Consider the following 16,991-nt stretch of genomic DNA (forward strand, 5'->3'; position numbering starts at 1 on the left):
ACCACCATACTTGCTGTAGGTGGTGTTTGTATAGTTACAGCGGCGAAGGATACCTCGCTGTACAACGTTATTGAAAAATATAATGTGGGATACATTATACCGCCCGAAGATTATGAGGCGCTGGCCCAAAAAGTATTGGAAGTAAAGGCAGACTTAAATGTGGAGTTTAAAAGAGCAAACTCGCGTAAATATGCCATCCAGTATTTAAATATCGACCAGATAATGCAAAGCTTTATTAATGAAGTTTCGGCAGATTAAGAAAGAAATTATATAAATAATATGGAGGATGCCTTTTTGCTTAGCACGGCATTCTGTAAACTGAAAACATAGTTACTACATCAATGAAAAAAAAGGCATTAATTTCCGGTATTACCGGGCAAGACGGCGCTTACCTGGCTGATTTGTTATTATCAAAAGGATATGAGGTGCATGGTATTAAAAGAAGAAGTTCACTGTTTAATACCGACAGGATTGATCATTTGTATCAAGACCCGCATGAGGCAAACAAAAACTTCTTTCTACATTATGGTGATCTCTCAGATTCAACCAACATTATCCGCATAGTACAGCAGGTTCAGCCAGATGAAATTTACAACTTGGGTGCTATGTCGCACGTTCAGGTAAGTTTCGAAACGCCCGAGTATACTGCAAATGCCGATGGTATTGGTACCTTAAGGGTATTAGAAGCTGTACGTTTATTAGGTTTAACCAAAAAAACGAAGATCTACCAAGCCTCAACTTCAGAGTTATATGGTTTGGTACAGGCAGTTCCGCAATCAGAAACTACGCCGTTCTATCCGCGCTCTCCATATGCAGTGGCTAAATTATATGGTTATTGGATCACGGTTAACTATCGCGAAGCTTATGATATGTATGCTTGTAATGGTATCCTTTTTAACCACGAAAGCCCGTTAAGGGGAGAAACATTTGTAACCCGTAAAATAACCCGTGCAGTTGCCAAAATTGCATTAGGCCTGCAGGATAAATTGTACCTGGGTAACTTAGATGCACAACGCGACTGGGGCCATGCCAAGGATTATGTTGAAGCCATGTACCTGATATTACAACAGGAAAAACCGGAAGACTTTGTAATTGCAACAGGTATAACCACCCATGTGCGTGATTTTGTACGCATGGCATTTGCCGAGGTAGGTATTATAGTTGAATTTAAAGGCGAAGGTGTTGACGAAAGAGGTTATATAGTAAGCTGTAGCAAACCCGATTACCAGGTAGAAATTGGTAAAGAAGTTGTTGCAGTTGATCCTAAATATTTTAGACCTACAGAGGTTGATCTGCTAATTGGCGACCCAACAAAGTGTAATGAGAAATTAGGCTGGAAACCTAAATATGACCTTAAAGCACTGGTGAGCGAAATGGTGGTAGCAGATGTTGAACTTTTCCAACGCGAAAAATTATTAAAGGCATCTGGTTATAGTATTAAAAACCAGTACGAATAAGCATTTATGGAGAAAAATGCCAAGATATATATTGCAGGCCACCGGGGTATGGTTGGCTCTGCAATATACCGTAAGCTCGAAAAGGAGGGTTACACCAACATTATAACCCGTGTTTCCTCAGAGTTAGACCTCCGTAATCAGGAAGCTGTAGCCGCATTTTTTACGCACGAAAAACCTGAATACGTATTTCTGGCAGCAGCAAAAGTGGGTGGTATTGTAGCTAATAATACCTACCGCGCCGAGTTTTTATATGATAATCTGCAAATTCAAAACAACATTATTAATTCGGCTTATGTAAACGAGGCTAAAAAATTAATGTTTTTAGGTTCAAGCTGTATATATCCTAAAATGGCTCCCCAGCCCTTAAAGGAAGATTATTTATTAACCGGGCTGCTTGAAGAAACTAACGAGCCATATGCGATAGCCAAAATTGCAGGTATTAAAATGTGTGATGCCTACCGCGATCAGTTTGGTTGCAACTTCATCTCGGTGATGCCTACCAATTTGTACGGCTACAACGATAATTACCATCCGCAAAACTCGCATGTATTGCCGGCATTAATTCGCCGCTTTCATGAGGCTAAAGCCGCTAGTGCTACCGATGTAACCATTTGGGGTACAGGATCACCAAAACGCGAATTTTTGTTTGCAGATGATTTGGCCGAAGCCTGCTTTTACCTGATGCAGAACTATGATGAAAAAGGTTTGGTAAACATTGGTACCGGCGAAGATATTTCTATCAAAGATCTGGCGTTATTGGTTAAAAAAATTGTAGGTTACGAAGGCGAAATTAAGTTTGATACCTCTAAACCAGATGGTACGCCGCGTAAGTTAATGGATGTTTCTAAACTGCATAGCAAGGGCTGGAAACACACCGTAGAGCTGGAAGATGGGATAGCTTTGGCTTACCATGATTTTTTACAAAAATTGGAGGCTGCGCCGGTAAATTAATAACGAGACACTCAATTAAATATTAAAATATTCTATTTAAAAAAAACAATCATGAAGATAGCAGTAGTAGGCACAGGTTACGTAGGGCTTGTAACAGGTACTTGTTTAGCAGAAACAGGTAACGACGTAGTCTGTGTAGATATTAATGTACAAAAGGTAGAAAAAATGAAGGCAGGTGAACTGCCAATTTACGAACCAGGCCTGGAGCAAATATTTCACCGTAATATAAGCCAGGGCAGGTTGCACTTTACAACTAACCTGGCCGAAGCTATTGCCGAAGCAAAAATTATTTTCCTTGCACTACCTACGCCTCCGGGTGGTGATGGTGCTGCCGACCTAAGCTACGTATTAGGTGCTGCTAAAGATATTGCCAAACTGATTACCGATTATAAAGTTATCGTTACCAAATCAACCGTACCGGTAGGTACTGCAGATAAGGTAAGAGCGGTTATGTCGCCCGAGACCACTGTAGAATTTGCAGTAGTATCTAACCCAGAGTTTTTAAGAGAAGGTGTTGCTGTTGAGGATTTCATGAAACCAGATAGGGTTGTAGTGGGTACTACAGACGAAAGAGCACGCAAATTAATGGGCGAGCTTTACGGTCCTTACGTTCGCCAGGGTAACCCGGTTATCTTTATGGATGAGCGCTCTTCTGAGTTAACAAAATATGCTGCCAACTCTTTTCTGGCAACTAAAATATCTTTCATGAACGAGATTGCTAACATGTGCGAGCTTGTTGGTGCCGATGTAGATATGGTACGCCGCGGTATTGGTGCCGATGAGCGTATTGGTAAAAGATTTTTGTTTGCAGGTATCGGCTACGGTGGTAGCTGTTTCCCTAAAGATGTACAGGCGCTGGCTAAATCGGCCGAAGAGCATCAGTACGACTTTAAGATCTTAAACTCGGTAATGAGTGTTAACGAGATCCAGAAAAAAGTACTGGTAGAAAAAGTAAAGAAATATTACAACGGCGAACTGAAAGGCAAACATTTTGCACTTTGGGGTTTAGCGTTTAAACCAGAAACTGATGATATTCGCGAAGCACCTGCATTGTACATCATTGACGAACTGATAGAAGCAGGCGCTACCGTTACCGCATTTGACCCTGAGGCAATGCCTAACATAAAAGCGGTTGTTGGCGATAAAATTACTTATGGTACCAACGCTTACGATACGCTTGAAAATGCAGATGCATTATTGATCTTAACCGAGTGGTCTTTATTCAGAACACCTGATTTTGATAAGCTAAGCGCTACTTTAAACAGCAAAGTTATTTTTGATGGCCGTAACCTTTACGATCTTGATAAAATGATTGATTGCGGTTTTTACTACAACAGTATCGGTAGAAAAGTAGTAGGTAAATAATTTATAGTCCATCGTCTATGGTCTATTGTCCATAGTCTTAACAAACAAAATAGGGCAATTATGTCAAGAAAACGTATATTGATTACCGGGGCGGCCGGCTTTTTAGGCTCGCACCTGTGCGACAGGTTTATTAAGGAAGATTACCATGTGATAGCCATGGATAACCTTATTACCGGCGACCTGCGCAATATAGAGCATTTGTTTAAACTGGAAAACTTCGAGTTTTATAACCACGATGTCTCCAAGTTTGTGTATGTACCCGGCGACCTGCACTACATCCTGCACTTTGCCTCGCCTGCAAGCCCGATCGATTATTTAAAAATCCCGATCCAGACGTTAAAGGTAGGTTCATTAGGTACGCATAACCTGCTTGGGTTGGCACGTGCCAAAGGTGCCCGCATGCTTATTGCTTCTACATCAGAAGTATATGGCGACCCTAGCGTTAACCCGCAACCAGAAGAATACTGGGGTAATGTAAACCCGGTAGGCCCAAGGGGTGTATATGACGAAGCTAAACGTTTCCAGGAAGCTATTACCATGGCTTACCATACTTTCCACGGTGTAGAGACGCGTATTATCCGCATCTTTAATACCTACGGGCCAAGAATGCGTTTAAATGACGGGCGTGTATTGCCGGCTTTTATTGGCCAGGCTTTGCGGGGCGAACCATTAACTGTATTTGGCGATGGTTCACAAACCCGTTCATTCTGTTATGTTGACGATTTAATTGAAGGTATTTACCGTTTACTGCACAGCGACTACGCACAACCGGTAAACATTGGTAACCCCGATGAAATCACCATCCGTCAGTTTGGAGAAGAGATCATTAAGTTAACCGGTACCGATCAGGAACTGATCAGTTTACCTTTACCAACTGATGACCCCAAACAACGCCGCCCGGATATTACCAAGGCCAGGGCCATTTTAGGCTGGGAGCCTAAGGTTGGCAGGGCAGAGGGTTTAAAAATTACTTACGAGTATTTTAAATCATTGCCTGAGCACGAAATCCAGCATAAAGATTTTACCTATTACAATAAATAGTATTATCCTGATAAAATAGAAAGTGCCTGTATTGAAAATACAGGCACTTTCTATTTACAACCTAATTGGGATGGATTGCTCCTGGATAGTATTCAGATTCGTAATCTTCCACCGATGTATACCTCCGTGCTGGCTTTCATCATTGTGATAAAGGTAAAGTACACCTTTAGTTTTAACTAAAACTGCGGAAAATGCGTTTCCAGCCATCATTGGCGGGGCTTCGGTATTCTTAATCTCCTTTCCTGCTACACCTAATTGCCCAATAAAGAGACCATCATCATAAACATGATTCCATTTATTTACTTCTCCTCCATTCCAACCTTCCCCATAATAACCCCAAAAGATATTTTTGTCCATCACTAAAGAAATGCTTCCTCCGTAACTCAACTTTCTATAATCATACATGCCGTCAGGTGGGTATGCTCCTTTATAATCAGAAGAAGTTGCTTTCGCTGTTTTCCATAGCCATTTATGATCACCCAAACGTATGCCGCCGAGATGCCACGTTGTATTAACCAGGTCTGCACGTACATTGTCGTAAGACACTAAAATATTAGAACTTGTTATATCCGCTGCGTGATAAAGATTGAAATTGGCATCTTTTAATGGGTCAGTACTAGTTGCACTTGGGTATGTTGCAATTGTTTTCTCAGCTCCCCAAATTGGATCATTATTAGCATCGAAGCTAATTAGCGGACGGATCGACCATGTGACACTTTGACCAAGCTTAATTACAGTTTTTCTTCTTAATGAACCGTCGGGGTAAAATTGAGTTTTATTATTATCAAATATTGCATTTGTAAGCCGGATGCCTTTATCGTATGTTAATTCACCTATTATCCATTTTGTTGTTTCGTTGTTATAAAATTGAGTATAGGTTCGTCCGTTTTTTAATGTGGTAACAAAATGAAGGCGTATATATCTGGAATCTAGTTTTGGCGGAATATTATAGCCCCAGTTTTTTATTAGTGTCCATGAATTATTATTTCCTTTTAGTGTTTTGGTGTAATCAACTTTAAATTCGAGATAATCTGCAAACACACGATCGGGTTTGTTGGGGTCAACTCCAGTGCTGTATGAAGAATTGAGGTACATAATTCTGTTTATAAACTTAAGATTGGCATCATAGTGCTGAGTTCTGCAATTACCAGAATCTTCAATCCAAAATGAACCGTCGGGTTGATATGCTATAGTGGTATGTTGTGGGTTCCTCATATCTCCGAAATAAAATTTAGTGTCAGCAACATCTGGAGAGTTAGTATAACCGCCTTGTTGCCCATATACCCATTTAAAGAGGCCATTTTGGTTGTTGAATGCTTTAACCTGCTGGCTGTTATTTCCATCTGCAACCAATATTGTGGCGTTGTCAGGTGAAATTGCCATTGCTAAAGGGAATTGTATATCAGTAATTTTTAAGTTAAGTGGCACCAAATCACCGGTACTGGTTATTTTATATTTATTAATAGTGGATTTTTCATCAGATGTGGAAACAATCCATAGGTCGTCATTTTTATCTATGGTAAGAATACCGGGCGAATTAAAAGCTATTTTCTTTACTGTTTCCCCGTTTTTTTTATTTATCACATTTATTGTATTTAACTTTTGGTGGGCTACCAATAAGTATTTTCCTGCTTTTTGTACGGCTAATCCGGTTATATCTGCAGTTGCTTCAGGAGAGAAATCTAAAACAGATTTATAAGCCCTGGCATATTTTGTTTTAACAGGTTGTCCAAAATCAAATATAGTTTCATAATCATCGATGGTTTTTGTTGCATATACGAACCAGTTACCGGGGGTATTAGCGTCTTTGCCCCCCCAATAAACATTAATTCCGTCTGTAGTAACAAATTTGGCGGCAATACCTTTGCTAAGTACGGCAATACTTTTTTCAGGAGCTTTGAGATTAAATTTAAAAGTGCTAGTTGATTGCTCATTGTAATTGGTAACAAAATATGCATAATCATTAAATATTGCCATTCCATACAGGGGTTCAATTGAATGGTATACGCTAGGGCCCGATAATGAATCGGAGGTGTTGCCAATTACCCCCTCCCAAGTATACTTAACATTATTTGATAGCACTTTAACCAGATATGCGCCGGGCGAAACAGGCTTGCTTTCATCGTCGGTTCCATCCCAGGTTGCGCTGTGTGTGCCGCTGTTGTATACCGTGCCGCTCCAAAGTGTTTTAATAAGCGTACCATCTTTGGTGAAAATGCCGGCACTGGTTTTGGCAGTAGTATTGAGGGTAAAAGTAAACGCCTTATCGGCGTTTGGTTGTTGTGCCAGGCTCTCTTTAGGCTTCAGTAAAATAATTATAACTAATGCAACTATATAAAAAAGATATCGGGATGGTTTAGTAAGAACTATTTTTTTATACTTCATAAACAGGGGTATTTTTAGTTTAAACGGATAGATTTAATATTATTGTAAGATTGGATTGACGGATTATTTATAATTTCGAGAAATATTTTAAAGAACTACTAAATTCTATTTTTGCTTCTAGCTATGCTGTCTGTAATAAAATCACAAATTAGTAAATCAATTGATACCAAACAGGCATTATTAGACAATGAGTCCCTATTACATCAAATTGTTTCTGCTGTAGAGATGATTATTGATGCCTATCAGCATAATAAAAAAACGCTGCTGGCCGGTAATGGCGGTAGTGCTGCAGATGCGCAGCACATTGCCGCAGAATTGGTAGCCCGCTTTTATTTTGACCGCCCGGGCCTGTCTTCTATTTCTTTATCTACTGATACGTCTATTATTACAGCTGTAGGTAATGATTATGGCTTCGAACACTTGTTTGCAAGGCAGATAGATGCCCATGCTGTAGCTGGCGATGTTTTTATCGGCTTATCTACATCCGGTAATTCTACAAACATTTTAAAGGCTTTAGAAGTATGTAAGGCAAAGGGGGTTAAAACCATTGGGCTTACCGGCCAAAGTGGCGGCCAAATGGCAGCACTTTGCGATATATGCATCAATGTCCCATCTTTAGATACGCCAAGAATACAGGAGTCACATATATTGATAGGCCATATAATTTGCTATCTTGTTGAAGAAACACTTTTTGGGCATCTAAATTTAAATCCCAAATCTTAATAACTACGTAAATTAATAATGAATACAACTTTAGTGTTTGGGGGTTCGGGGCAATTGGGGCAATGCCTGCTCACGGTTGCTGCAAGAACCGGCTTTGAGGGCATCGTCTTTCCACCTGAAGGAGAAGCCAATATTTTAAATACCGAAGCATTAGAAATATTATTCGAAAAACATAGACCTGCTTACAGTATTAATTGCGCCGCTTACACTGCGGTTGATAAAGCCGAAGACGAGCTTGAGCTAGCCCGGAAAGTCAATCGCGACGGTGCCGAAAACCTGGCTAAGCTGTGTGCTAAATACAACTGTACACTCATCCATATCTCCACCGATTTCGTGTTTGAGGGTAACTTACCAAAGTTATTGACAGAGGAAGATGCCACTGCGCCAATTAGTGTATACGGCCTTACCAAGTTAGAGGGCGAAGAGGCTGTTGCCGCTAATGCCCCGAAGTATTATACCTTGCGCACCAGCTGGCTATACTCTGAGTATGCTAACAACTTTGTTAAAACCATGCTTAAACTCGCTGTGGACCGCAGCGAACTGAACATTATTGCCGACCAGGTAGGCACGCCAACCTACGCCATTGATTTGGCTGGTGCTATATTGCATATCATCAGCAATGATAAGCAGCAGTATGGCGTTTATCACTACAGTAATGAGGGGGTAACATCGTGGTTTGATTTTGCTGTAAATATATTTGATATTGCAGGCGTTAAAATAAAAGTTAACCCTATTACCACGGCGCAATACCCTACTAAAGCTACGAGGCCAAAGTTTTCGGCGATGGATAAATCAAAAATAAAGCTAACTTTTAATCTCCCGATTCCGTATTGGCGAGATAGTTTAATAGCGTGTATTAAAGCATTGAAATAAATGAAAGGAATTATACTTGCAGGGGGCTCTGGAACCCGCTTATACCCAATAACTAAAGCCATAAGTAAGCAGTTGATGCCTATTTATGATAAGCCGATGATCTATTATCCATTATCAGTACTTATGTTGGCTGATATTAAGGAAATACTGATTATAACCACCCCCGAGGATAATGCAGGCTTTAAGCGCCTTTTGGGCGACGGTAAGGAACTTGGCTGTCGTTTTGAATACGCAGTGCAGGAAACTCCTAACGGGCTTGCACAGGCCTTTGTAATAGGTGCAGACTTTGTTGGCGACGATAAGGTAGCACTTATACTGGGCGATAACATTTTCCATGGTACAGGCTTCGGCGAACTAATCCGTAGTTTTAATGATGTGCAAGGCGCTGCTATATTTGCTTACGCAGTATCTGACCCTGAAAGATATGGTGTGGTTGAATTTGATAAGGATTATAAGGCCATATCTATCGAAGAAAAGCCATTGGAGCCAAAATCAAACTATGCCGTGCCGGGCTTGTATTTTTATGATAACAGTGTGGTTGAAATAGCCAAAAACATTAAGCCCTCTCCGCGCGGCGAATTTGAAATCACTGACGTAAACAAATATTACCTGGAGCAGGATAACCTGCACGTAGGGGTGATGGACCGTGGTACCGCATGGCTGGATACCGGCACGTTCGATTCGTTGAGTGATGCCACTGAGTTTGTGCGTGTGATTGAAAAACGCCAGGCTACCAAAATAGGTTGTATTGAAGAGATAGCATACCGCCGCGGTTTTATCAACCGCGAGCAGTTAAACGAGGTTGCTGCTAAATATATTAAGAGCGGTTACGGCCAGTATTTGCTGAAGCTGCAGGATTAATCCGAAAAGAATTATGTATAAAGAAGAGAGTCAGCTAATTTACTTAGCTCTCTTCTTTATATATCAAGTCTTCAAATAATAATGTAAACCTCTGAATGGGTACACAGATACTGTTCTTCTATCTTGTGCTTAATTCGTCTCGCTGCGTTTGGCCTACACTTTCGTGGGGGATTTTGAACAAGCATTGTTTATTCAACTTGATTCCATTTAAGTTAACAGGAATACGGCTATGCAACGTTTTATTAGAAAGATTACGTTGTCAATGATTTAGACTAATTGAAAATAAGTAGTAATTTTCAATTAGAATTAGCAAAGTCGCTTGCGATTGTTTAAGAAATTGCTCTTCGTCGGCTATAAAAATCAAAGATATAGTATATGATGTAAGAGGCTGCCAAAGATATTATAATCATTAACGGCACATTTAAAATGTTTAATTTTTTGAGAAAGTCAAATACACTGCAGTGTATTAAGTATAATGGATACGAGATATTTCCCAATAAATGAAACAACTTTTTTGTATTAATACTTAGCGCCGGTAAGCGATGATTTAGTACTACGATGTAGAATACTCCTAATAAGCAGAGAGATGCAAATACATATATGACAACATCTGTTGCTATAAATTCATGAAATTTATGATGTTTTAATCGAAAAAGTAATTGTATCGTTACAGTAAGTAATATGTGTAATATAAATATACTAGCAATGACTTTTGAAAATAATTTGATTTGGCTTTGATGCGTGGCCAATCCGAAGCCTGCAATCCATATAAAGGATAGCAAAATTAAATTAATTCCGAATTTTGTTCCTGAGTAATACGGCCAATGGAATAAAGTCCGTCCAAGTGTATAGCCGCAATAGCAAATAAATGATGTTGCTATTAAATAAATCAGTAACTTATAACTTGCCTTTAATAGTAAAGGAGCAAAAGCATATAACCAGACTTCTAAAGCCAGGCTCCATGCTGGTCCAACTAAAGAAGTTCCAATCAATACTTGATTCATGAAGACCAAGTTAATAAGAAGTACAATTATAAAGCTGCCGGAGAAATTAGGTGGTATGGTAATTAAGAGAAGAATAATGCTTGCTATATACACCGGATAAATCCGCTCAGCCCGTCTTAAAAAGTATGATTTTTTATTCTTTTGGATAGACTTTCCAATTGAAAAACCGCTTATCAGCAAAAAACCAAAGATGGCTTCAAAGGATCCAAATTTTGTATACCAGTTCAACAAACCAATGTCTGTGTATACTTTTAAATGACCTGATAATACAATGAAAGCTAATAAAAATCTTGTCAGGGATAAAAACTCCCAATTGTATTTCTTTTCGGTCATCAATTTTAATTAAGTACTCTAATATAGACATAATCATTAAAAATACCGTTAAAAGCTGTTTAGTTATTATTAATTAACTCAAGTTGTTATTTAGGCGTTATTTTATTTAGCGTAAAAGTAAAAAAGAATGCGGGTGATTTTAAATAACCAAACTTTAAAAGTAACAGCGTGAAGCTTTTTAAGGAATCCTGCTAGGTTAGGTGCTTATTAAAAAATTAACTAATCGAAACAATAATGCGTCAGCCGCCTTAATGGGGAAAGAGTCTGCCATAAGCAGATCAACTTGAGATACTCAAAATGAAAAAACTAATTGTATTTGACCTGGACGGTACACTTGCCGAAAGCAAAGCTGTCATAGATGCTGATATGGCCGTGTTATTTAGCAGTTTGCTGGATGTTGCACGGGTAGCTATTATATCTGGCGGCGATTGGCCCCAGTTTGATAAACAGATTATTGCTCATTTGCCCAAAAACGCCAAACTGGATAAGCTATCCATATTGCCTACCTGCGGTACCAAATTTTACCAATATGACCCGGCCGGCTGGAAGAAGCTTTACTCGGAAAATTTTACTGCTGATGAAAAAAGGAAGATTGTCGATTCGCTGAACAAAGCGGTGGAGGAGTCGGGTTTTAAGGCAGAAAAGTTTTGGGGCGAACAAATTGAAGACCGGGAAAGTCAGATCACATTCTCTGCCCTTGGCCAGCAGGCCCCGCTTGAACCTAAGAAGGCCTGGGACCCTGATTTTGCCAAACGGAAAAAGATTAAAACAATACTGGACAAATCTATCCCCGAATTTGCCGTACAGTTGGGCGGGGCTACATCTATAGATATTACCAAGCCGGGCATTGATAAGGCTTACGGTATGTATAAGTTACGCGATGTACTTGGGGTTAGTATTGATGAGATGCTGTTTATCGGCGATGCCCTTTTTGAAGGGGGAAACGACCACCCCGCGGCAACCACAGGTGCCAAGTGTATCCAAACCAAAGACCCGGAAGAAACTAAGCATTTGATTGATACGATTATTGCTTGCTTGCGGTAGGGGAGTTATTCTCTTCGCTGCCGCAAGCAAGCGCTTGTGGTCGTCGTCTAATTAAGCCAATGGCATGGTAGTGTACCACCAGCGGGACGCTTGCGGGAGCAAAGGAATAACAAATTATATTAATTGAGTTAAACTTATTTATTCAAAAGCCGGTCGGCTAATTCAACTATATCATCCGTAATTGGATTGGCCCAAACTATCGTTTTGTCTTTATTAAACCAGGTGAGCTGGCGTTTGGCAAATTGCCGGGTATGTTGCTTAATGAGTTCGATAGCGGTTTTCAGGTCTGTTCTGCCATCGAAGTAATCGAAAAGCTCGTTATAGCCGACCGTTTTTAAGGCGTTAGCCTCCCGGTAGGGGGTCAACCGTTCTGCTTCCTTAACCATGCCTTCGGCTATCATTATATCAACCCGTTCATTAATTCTGTTGTAGAGTTGTTCGCGTGGCATGCTTAACCCTATTTTAACGATGTTAAAAGGCCGCTGCCGGGTATTTGCGGTACGGTATGAGGAAAAGGGGTTACCTGTGCTTTCAAATACTTCTAAGGCCCTTATCAGGCGTTGTGGGTTATGGATGTCTACTTCCGCATAATATACAGGGTCTGCATTGGCTAATTTTTTCTGTAAAAAGGCGAGTCCCTTTTCTATAAGTTCATCATTAAGCCGTACCCTAATTTCGGGTGGTACGGTGGGCAGGTTATCAAAACCTTCGCAAATGGCTTTAATGTATAGCCCCGAGCCACCGGCTAAAATTACCGTATCATGTGTTTTAAATAGTTCGTCAAGCAGTTTTAACCCTTCGGTTTCAAAATCGCCAACATTAAAGCTGTCGGTAATACTGTGCGAATTGATGAAGTAATGCGGCGCAGCTGCCAGTTCGGTAGGCGAGGGCTTGGCCGTACCGATAGACATTTCTCTGAAAAACTGCCTCGAGTCGGCAGACAGAATAGCAGTATTATAGTGCTGTGCTAAATTAATTGCAGCAGCCGTTTTGCCAACAGCAGTTGGGCCGGCTACTACAATTAAAGTTTTATTGCTATCCATTTATGGGTTATAAATGAACATGAGGTTCATTTACAGTTTAGTTAATAATCGTCGTGGCTGCCTTTGCGGCCACCACCAAATTCGTCGTCCTCGTCATTGTCAGAAAACTCACTGCCAAATTCGTCCTCTTCTTCTTCGGCTACAGTTTCTTCTTCTTCGTCAATAGAACCCAATCCTAAACCGGTGTCTTTAACTTCAGAAAAATCTTCTGCATCCTCTGGGCTAAATTCCATTTCGTTCAGGAAATCAAAATCTTCATTGGTAGGCGGTATAACCGTTGTGCCCAATATATTACCAAATTGCTTAGGCGCTTCGCCTACACTTTTAAAAACACTTGGATAAACAACACCGGGTGCTTCGTTCAGGATCTTCACCAGTTCGACATGAAAATCAAACGGCCTGTCGAAATTAAAGGTGTAATAAAACTTTTGATGTGGGTCATCAATAAAGTTGCTCAGTTTTGCGTTTTCCATCAGCGATACGCCACGACTGGCTTTACGCTCATTCGGTTTATAGGCAATTTCTTCGCCCTTGGTCCACTGATCGTTACTTACATAAAATGAAGATGAGTAATCTGGATTATAGCCGGTAGCCTGGTGTATCGCGGTATGCAATTCTTCGAAAGTTTGGTTCGACTTTACGTCAATCTCTCTCGAAATATCATCATAATCTTCAAATGTAATCTTGAACCTATATATAGCCATTTTTTGTATTGTGGATGTTTGCCAAAAATAATACTTTAATTTAAAATGTGTTTGCCACAACTTTTAAGCCAATTTCTGTCCCTTTGGCAATTGTGAATGCAATAGCAGCCTCGCGTGTGTTGGCAATGTCGCCCTCAAGTATAGCTTCGCGGATCTGATTTTTAATAATACCAACTTCGCGTCCCTCCTTAATACCAAACAGTTGCATAATATCTGTACCTGTAATAGGGGGCTGCCAGTTGCGTACACGGTCGCGTTCTTCAACGTCTTTTAATTTTTGCTGAACCAGTTCAAAATTGTTGCGGTACTTCTTAACCTTGTACTCATTTTTGGTGGTAACATCGGCTTTACAAAGCATCATGAGGCTCTCAGTATCGTCGCCTGCCTCAAAAAGCAGTCGCCTTACGGCCGAATCTGTAATTACATCCTGTGCCAGCACAATAGGGCGAAGGTGTAGTTGTACCAGCTTTTGCACCAGTTTCATGTGCTCGTTAAGTGGTAGTTTCAGTTGCGCGAAGATCTTGGGCACCATGCGTGCGCCGCGGTCTTCATGGCCATGAAAGGTCCAGCCGTGGCCGGGTTCAAAACGTTTGGTGGCAGGTTTGGCAATATCATGCAATATGGCAGCCCAGCGTAACCAAAGGTCGGCGGTATCTATGGTAATATTATCCAATACCTGCAGGGTATGGTAAAAGTTATCCTTGTGGCCCTTGCCGTTAATGTACTCTACACCGTACAGATTAGTCATCTGCGGAAAAATAATGTGCAGTAAACCGGTATCAAACAAGTAATTGAAACCGATAGAAGGTTTGGGCGAAAGGATGATCTTGTTCAGTTCGTCGGTAATCCGTTCCTGCGATACGATCTTGATCCGCTCTTTATTAAGCTTGATGGCTTCAATGGCATCTGCCGCAATCTCGAAGTTTAATTGAGAAGCAAAGCGCACGGCCCGCATCATCCGCAGGGGGTCGTCAGAGAAAGTCTCAGCCGGGTCTAGCGGTGTACGGATCAGTTTATTTTCCAGGTCAACAATGCCCTCAAAAGGGTCGATCAATTGGCCGAAATTATCAGGGTGCAGGGCAATAGCCAGTGCATTGATGGTAAAATCGCGGCGTTTCTGGTCATCGTCCAACGTGCCGTTTTCTACAATAGGCTTGCGCGAATCGGCACGGTATGATTCTTTACGGGCGCCTACAAATTCCACCTCTATATCGTGGTAGCGCAGCATGGCCGTACCAAAACTTTTAAAAACAGAAAGCTTTACTTTAAGCGCAGCGGCTACCTGTTCGGCAAAATCAATGCCGTTGCCCAGCACAACAATGTCGATATCTTTTGACGAACGGCTTAAAAAAATATCGCGTACAAAACCACCAATAGCATATACCTGTAAGTTGCTTTTACCTGCAAGTTTAGAAATAATAGAAAATACAGGATGTTTTAGATGGTTCTTCATGCAAATACAATGGCAGCCCCTGCCGGTACAAATTTAGTGATTATAGATTTGCAATAACAGTGCAAATTATCGGCGTAAAAACTCAAACTTGCCGCTTGGGTCTAAACGCATAATGGTTGAGGGGATGTTCTCGGCCATATTATGCTGGTCTACATCCACCACGTAATCAACCCCGTTAATAATATCCTCGCTGATAAAGCCAAAGTTTTTGGGCGACGGTTCTCCGCTGATGTTGGCCGAAGTTGATACCAATGGCCTGCGCATCCGCTGGATAAGCTGCTGGCAAAAAGGGTGTTTGCTTACGCGCATACCAATGCTGCCATCGGCTGCAATTAAAGCAGGTGATATGCCTTTAGCACCCGGCATAACCAGGGTTAATGGGTTTTCTGCAAACTCTATCAAGTCATAAGCCAGTGCCGGTACTTCGTTTACATAGCGTTCCATCTGGTGGTCGGCATCCAGCAAAATGATCATGCTTTTGGCTTCGTCGCGCTGTTTAAGGGCGAAGATCTTTTGCACGGCTTCGGTATTGGTAGCATCGCAGCCTATGCCCCAAATGGTATCGGTAGGGTATAAAATAATCCCACCATCCTGAATCACTTTTAAAGCTTTGGCTACTTCTTCTCTAAGCATTGTTTAATACGTTTTTATATAATTCGGCATGCCGGGCAGCCAGTTTATCATCGTCAAAGTTACGTGAATATACCAAACCTTTGGTAATCATGTTTTGGCGCAGGCTTTCATCGCCCAATACCTGCATTATTAACCCCGCGAGTTGAAACTCATTATCGGGATCAGTATAAAGGCTATTGGGTCCGCCTGCTTCTTCCAGGCACGAGCCCGTGGCTGCAATAACAGGTACCCCCGCACACAAGGCTTCCAGCACGGGTATCCCAAAACCTTCGTACCGGGATGGATATATAAAGCAGGCCGCTTGCCGGTAAATGGCAAGTAGCTCATCAAACTTTACGTTGTGTAAAAACAGGATCCGGTCGGCTAGTTGATGCTGGTTAATATAAGCCTTGACTTCTTCAAGGTAAGCCGTGGGTTTACCCACCACTACCAGCTTAATATCCTGCACCTGGCCCAATGCTTTGACCAGTAATAGCAGGTTTTTACGCAATTCGATAGTACCTAAATTAAGTAAGTATTTATCGGGCAAATTGTACTTGTTTTTTACTAATTCTTGCTGCTTTATACTTAATTCTGCTCTGAAAGAGGTATCACAGCTTTGATAGATCACCTCAATCTTTGTCGGATCAACATTCAGCAATTCCACCAAATCATCTTTGGTTTTTTGGCTGATGGCAATAATGCGGTCGGCCACACGGCAGGCATAAATAAGCTTGGCTTTGTAAATGTACCGGTTTATCCAACTAAAATATTGCGGAAAGCGCATGAAGATTAAATCATGCACGGTAACTACAGAGCGAATGCCAGAACGTTCGATACCAAAGGGTAACTCATGACTAAGGCCATGGTAAAGTTCTACACCATCTCGCTTTAAATCGTTCAAAATGCCACTGCTGCGCCATCTCGAAGTCAGGAATTTGATTGCGGGAGTTTTAATCTGCGTAGCAGAATCGGGCGTGTAGAGGCCCGGTTTAAGCTTTGGTGTATAAAGCAGGTACTCATTTTCGGGCTGATACTTAACCAGGGCATTAATAAGCCACCTGCTGTAGTTGCCTAAGCCGGTACGGTTTAAAAAAGCTCGTTTAGCATCAAAGCCGATTTTCATATTAGTATAGAAAATA

15 protein-coding genes and 2 pseudogenes are annotated in these 16,991 nt (G+C 41.1%); 9 read left to right on the forward strand and 8 right to left on the reverse strand.

All coding sequences use genetic code 11. From position 1 onward, the window contains the following. The 5 genes and pseudogenes from RG47T_RS26580 to RG47T_RS02920 all read left to right on the forward strand — a co-directional run. Nucleotides 1–258, forward strand: a pseudogene (locus RG47T_RS26580) (WcaI family glycosyltransferase); the annotation flags it as partial. Nucleotides 259–341: 83 nt separating this feature from the next. Beyond that, nucleotides 342–1,457, forward strand: a complete 1,116-nt coding sequence (gene gmd, locus RG47T_RS02905; protein ID WP_074487992.1) for a GDP-mannose 4,6-dehydratase — start codon at nt 342–344, stop codon at nt 1,455–1,457. Between the two features lie 6 nt (nt 1,458–1,463). After that, nucleotides 1,464–2,408, forward strand: coding sequence for a GDP-L-fucose synthase (fcl, locus tag RG47T_RS02910; protein ID WP_074487993.1), 945 nt, complete (start codon nt 1,464–1,466; stop codon nt 2,406–2,408). 51 nt (nt 2,409–2,459) lie between these two features. Beyond that, the gene (locus RG47T_RS02915; protein ID WP_074487995.1) at nt 2,460–3,773 is read left to right on the forward strand and encodes a UDP-glucose dehydrogenase family protein; all 1,314 of its coding nucleotides are present in this window, start codon (nt 2,460–2,462) and stop codon (nt 3,771–3,773) included. A gap of 60 nt (nt 3,774–3,833) precedes the next feature. Beyond that, nucleotides 3,834–4,814: a UDP-glucuronic acid decarboxylase family protein gene (locus RG47T_RS02920; protein ID WP_074487996.1), complete on the forward strand. Its 981-nt coding sequence runs from the start codon at nt 3,834–3,836 to the stop codon at nt 4,812–4,814. A gap of 54 nt (nt 4,815–4,868) precedes the next feature. Here RG47T_RS02920 and RG47T_RS02925 read toward each other — a convergent pair whose 3' ends face one another. Continuing rightward, entirely contained in the window at nt 4,869–7,199 is a 2,331-nt protein-coding gene (locus tag RG47T_RS02925) for a FlgD immunoglobulin-like domain containing protein (RefSeq protein ID WP_074487998.1), read from the reverse strand. 123 nt (nt 7,200–7,322) lie between these two features. Between RG47T_RS02925 and RG47T_RS02930 the strand changes: the two genes are divergently transcribed. Genes RG47T_RS02930 through rfbA form a run of 3 tightly spaced genes read left to right on the forward strand, consistent with a single transcriptional unit; the run spans nt 7,323 to nt 9,656 of the window. Further along, nucleotides 7,323–7,922, forward strand: a complete 600-nt coding sequence (locus RG47T_RS02930; protein ID WP_074487999.1) for a D-sedoheptulose-7-phosphate isomerase — start codon at nt 7,323–7,325, stop codon at nt 7,920–7,922. Between the two features lie 18 nt (nt 7,923–7,940). Then, a complete protein-coding gene (rfbD, locus tag RG47T_RS02935; RefSeq protein WP_074488000.1) occupies nt 7,941–8,795 on the forward strand; it encodes a dTDP-4-dehydrorhamnose reductase in 855 nt (284 codons plus the stop codon). Next, a complete protein-coding gene (rfbA, locus tag RG47T_RS02940) occupies nt 8,796–9,656 on the forward strand; it encodes a glucose-1-phosphate thymidylyltransferase RfbA (protein ID WP_074488001.1) in 861 nt (286 codons plus the stop codon). Between the two features lie 329 nt (nt 9,657–9,985). Here the strand turns inward: rfbA and RG47T_RS02945 are convergent, their stop codons facing one another. Continuing rightward, the gene (locus RG47T_RS02945) at nt 9,986–10,993 is read right to left on the reverse strand and encodes an acyltransferase family protein (protein ID WP_074488002.1); all 1,008 of its coding nucleotides are present in this window, start codon (nt 10,991–10,993) and stop codon (nt 9,986–9,988) included. An 86-nt stretch (nt 10,994–11,079) separates the two neighbouring features. Then, nucleotides 11,080–11,179 (reverse strand): annotated as a pseudogene (locus RG47T_RS27145) (IS982 family transposase); the annotation flags it as partial. Between the two features lie 111 nt (nt 11,180–11,290). Between RG47T_RS27145 and RG47T_RS02950 the strand changes: the two are divergent. Beyond that, complete coding sequence (locus RG47T_RS02950) at nt 11,291–12,037, forward strand: HAD-IIB family hydrolase (protein ID WP_074488004.1); 747 nt, start codon at nt 11,291–11,293, stop codon at nt 12,035–12,037. 134 nt (nt 12,038–12,171) lie between these two features. On the opposite strand, the gene miaA is transcribed toward RG47T_RS02950, so the two are convergent. The 5 genes from miaA to RG47T_RS02975 all read right to left on the reverse strand — a co-directional run bounded on the left by miaA (nt 12,172) and on the right by RG47T_RS02975 (nt 16,975). Further along, nucleotides 12,172–13,080: a tRNA (adenosine(37)-N6)-dimethylallyltransferase MiaA gene (gene miaA, locus RG47T_RS02955; RefSeq protein ID WP_074488005.1), complete on the reverse strand. Its 909-nt coding sequence runs from the start codon at nt 13,078–13,080 to the stop codon at nt 12,172–12,174. Nucleotides 13,081–13,121: 41 nt separating this feature from the next. Then, a complete protein-coding gene (locus RG47T_RS02960) occupies nt 13,122–13,784 on the reverse strand; it encodes an IS1096 element passenger TnpR family protein (protein ID WP_074493073.1) in 663 nt (220 codons plus the stop codon). 40 nt (nt 13,785–13,824) lie between these two features. Beyond that, complete coding sequence (locus tag RG47T_RS02965; protein ID WP_074488007.1) at nt 13,825–15,237, reverse strand: CCA tRNA nucleotidyltransferase; 1,413 nt, start codon at nt 15,235–15,237, stop codon at nt 13,825–13,827. A 66-nt stretch (nt 15,238–15,303) separates the two neighbouring features. After that, complete coding sequence (locus RG47T_RS02970; RefSeq protein ID WP_074488008.1) at nt 15,304–15,870, reverse strand: L-threonylcarbamoyladenylate synthase; 567 nt, start codon at nt 15,868–15,870, stop codon at nt 15,304–15,306. Beyond that, complete coding sequence (locus RG47T_RS02975; protein ID WP_074488009.1) at nt 15,863–16,975, reverse strand: glycosyltransferase family 4 protein; 1,113 nt, start codon at nt 16,973–16,975, stop codon at nt 15,863–15,865. The genes RG47T_RS02970 and RG47T_RS02975 overlap by 8 nt, the downstream gene beginning before the upstream one ends. Nucleotides 16,976–16,991: the final 16 nt, after the last annotated feature.

The organism is Mucilaginibacter polytrichastri (assembly GCF_001911425.1).
GTDB classification, from domain to species: domain Bacteria; phylum Bacteroidota; class Bacteroidia; order Sphingobacteriales; family Sphingobacteriaceae; genus Mucilaginibacter; species Mucilaginibacter polytrichastri.

Bases quoted from the DNA above. Each gene is read 5' to 3' on its own strand.
- gmd (WP_074487992.1), top strand. From the start codon at position 342: ATGAAAAAAAAGGCATTAATTTCCGGTATTACCGGGCAAGACGGCGCT.
- fcl (WP_074487993.1), top strand. From the start codon at position 1,464: ATGGAGAAAAATGCCAAGATATATATTGCAGGCCACCGGGGTATGGTT.
- RG47T_RS02915 (WP_074487995.1), top strand. From the start codon at position 2,460: ATGAAGATAGCAGTAGTAGGCACAGGTTACGTAGGGCTTGTAACAGGT.
- RG47T_RS02920 (WP_074487996.1), top strand. From the start codon at position 3,834: ATGTCAAGAAAACGTATATTGATTACCGGGGCGGCCGGCTTTTTAGGC.
- RG47T_RS02925 (WP_074487998.1), bottom strand. From the start codon at position 7,199: ATGAAGTATAAAAAAATAGTTCTTACTAAACCATCCCGATATCTTTTT.
- RG47T_RS02930 (WP_074487999.1), top strand. From the start codon at position 7,323: ATGCTGTCTGTAATAAAATCACAAATTAGTAAATCAATTGATACCAAA.
- rfbD (WP_074488000.1), top strand. From the start codon at position 7,941: ATGAATACAACTTTAGTGTTTGGGGGTTCGGGGCAATTGGGGCAATGC.
- rfbA (WP_074488001.1), top strand. From the start codon at position 8,796: ATGAAAGGAATTATACTTGCAGGGGGCTCTGGAACCCGCTTATACCCA.
- RG47T_RS02945 (WP_074488002.1), bottom strand. From the start codon at position 10,993: ATGACCGAAAAGAAATACAATTGGGAGTTTTTATCCCTGACAAGATTT.
- RG47T_RS02950 (WP_074488004.1), top strand. From the start codon at position 11,291: ATGAAAAAACTAATTGTATTTGACCTGGACGGTACACTTGCCGAAAGC.
- miaA (WP_074488005.1), bottom strand. From the start codon at position 13,080: ATGGATAGCAATAAAACTTTAATTGTAGTAGCCGGCCCAACTGCTGTT.
- RG47T_RS02960 (WP_074493073.1), bottom strand. From the start codon at position 13,784: ATGGCTATATATAGGTTCAAGATTACATTTGAAGATTATGATGATATT.
- RG47T_RS02965 (WP_074488007.1), bottom strand. From the start codon at position 15,237: ATGAAGAACCATCTAAAACATCCTGTATTTTCTATTATTTCTAAACTT.
- RG47T_RS02970 (WP_074488008.1), bottom strand. From the start codon at position 15,870: ATGCTTAGAGAAGAAGTAGCCAAAGCTTTAAAAGTGATTCAGGATGGT.
- RG47T_RS02975 (WP_074488009.1), bottom strand. From the start codon at position 16,975: ATGAAAATCGGCTTTGATGCTAAACGAGCTTTTTTAAACCGTACCGGC.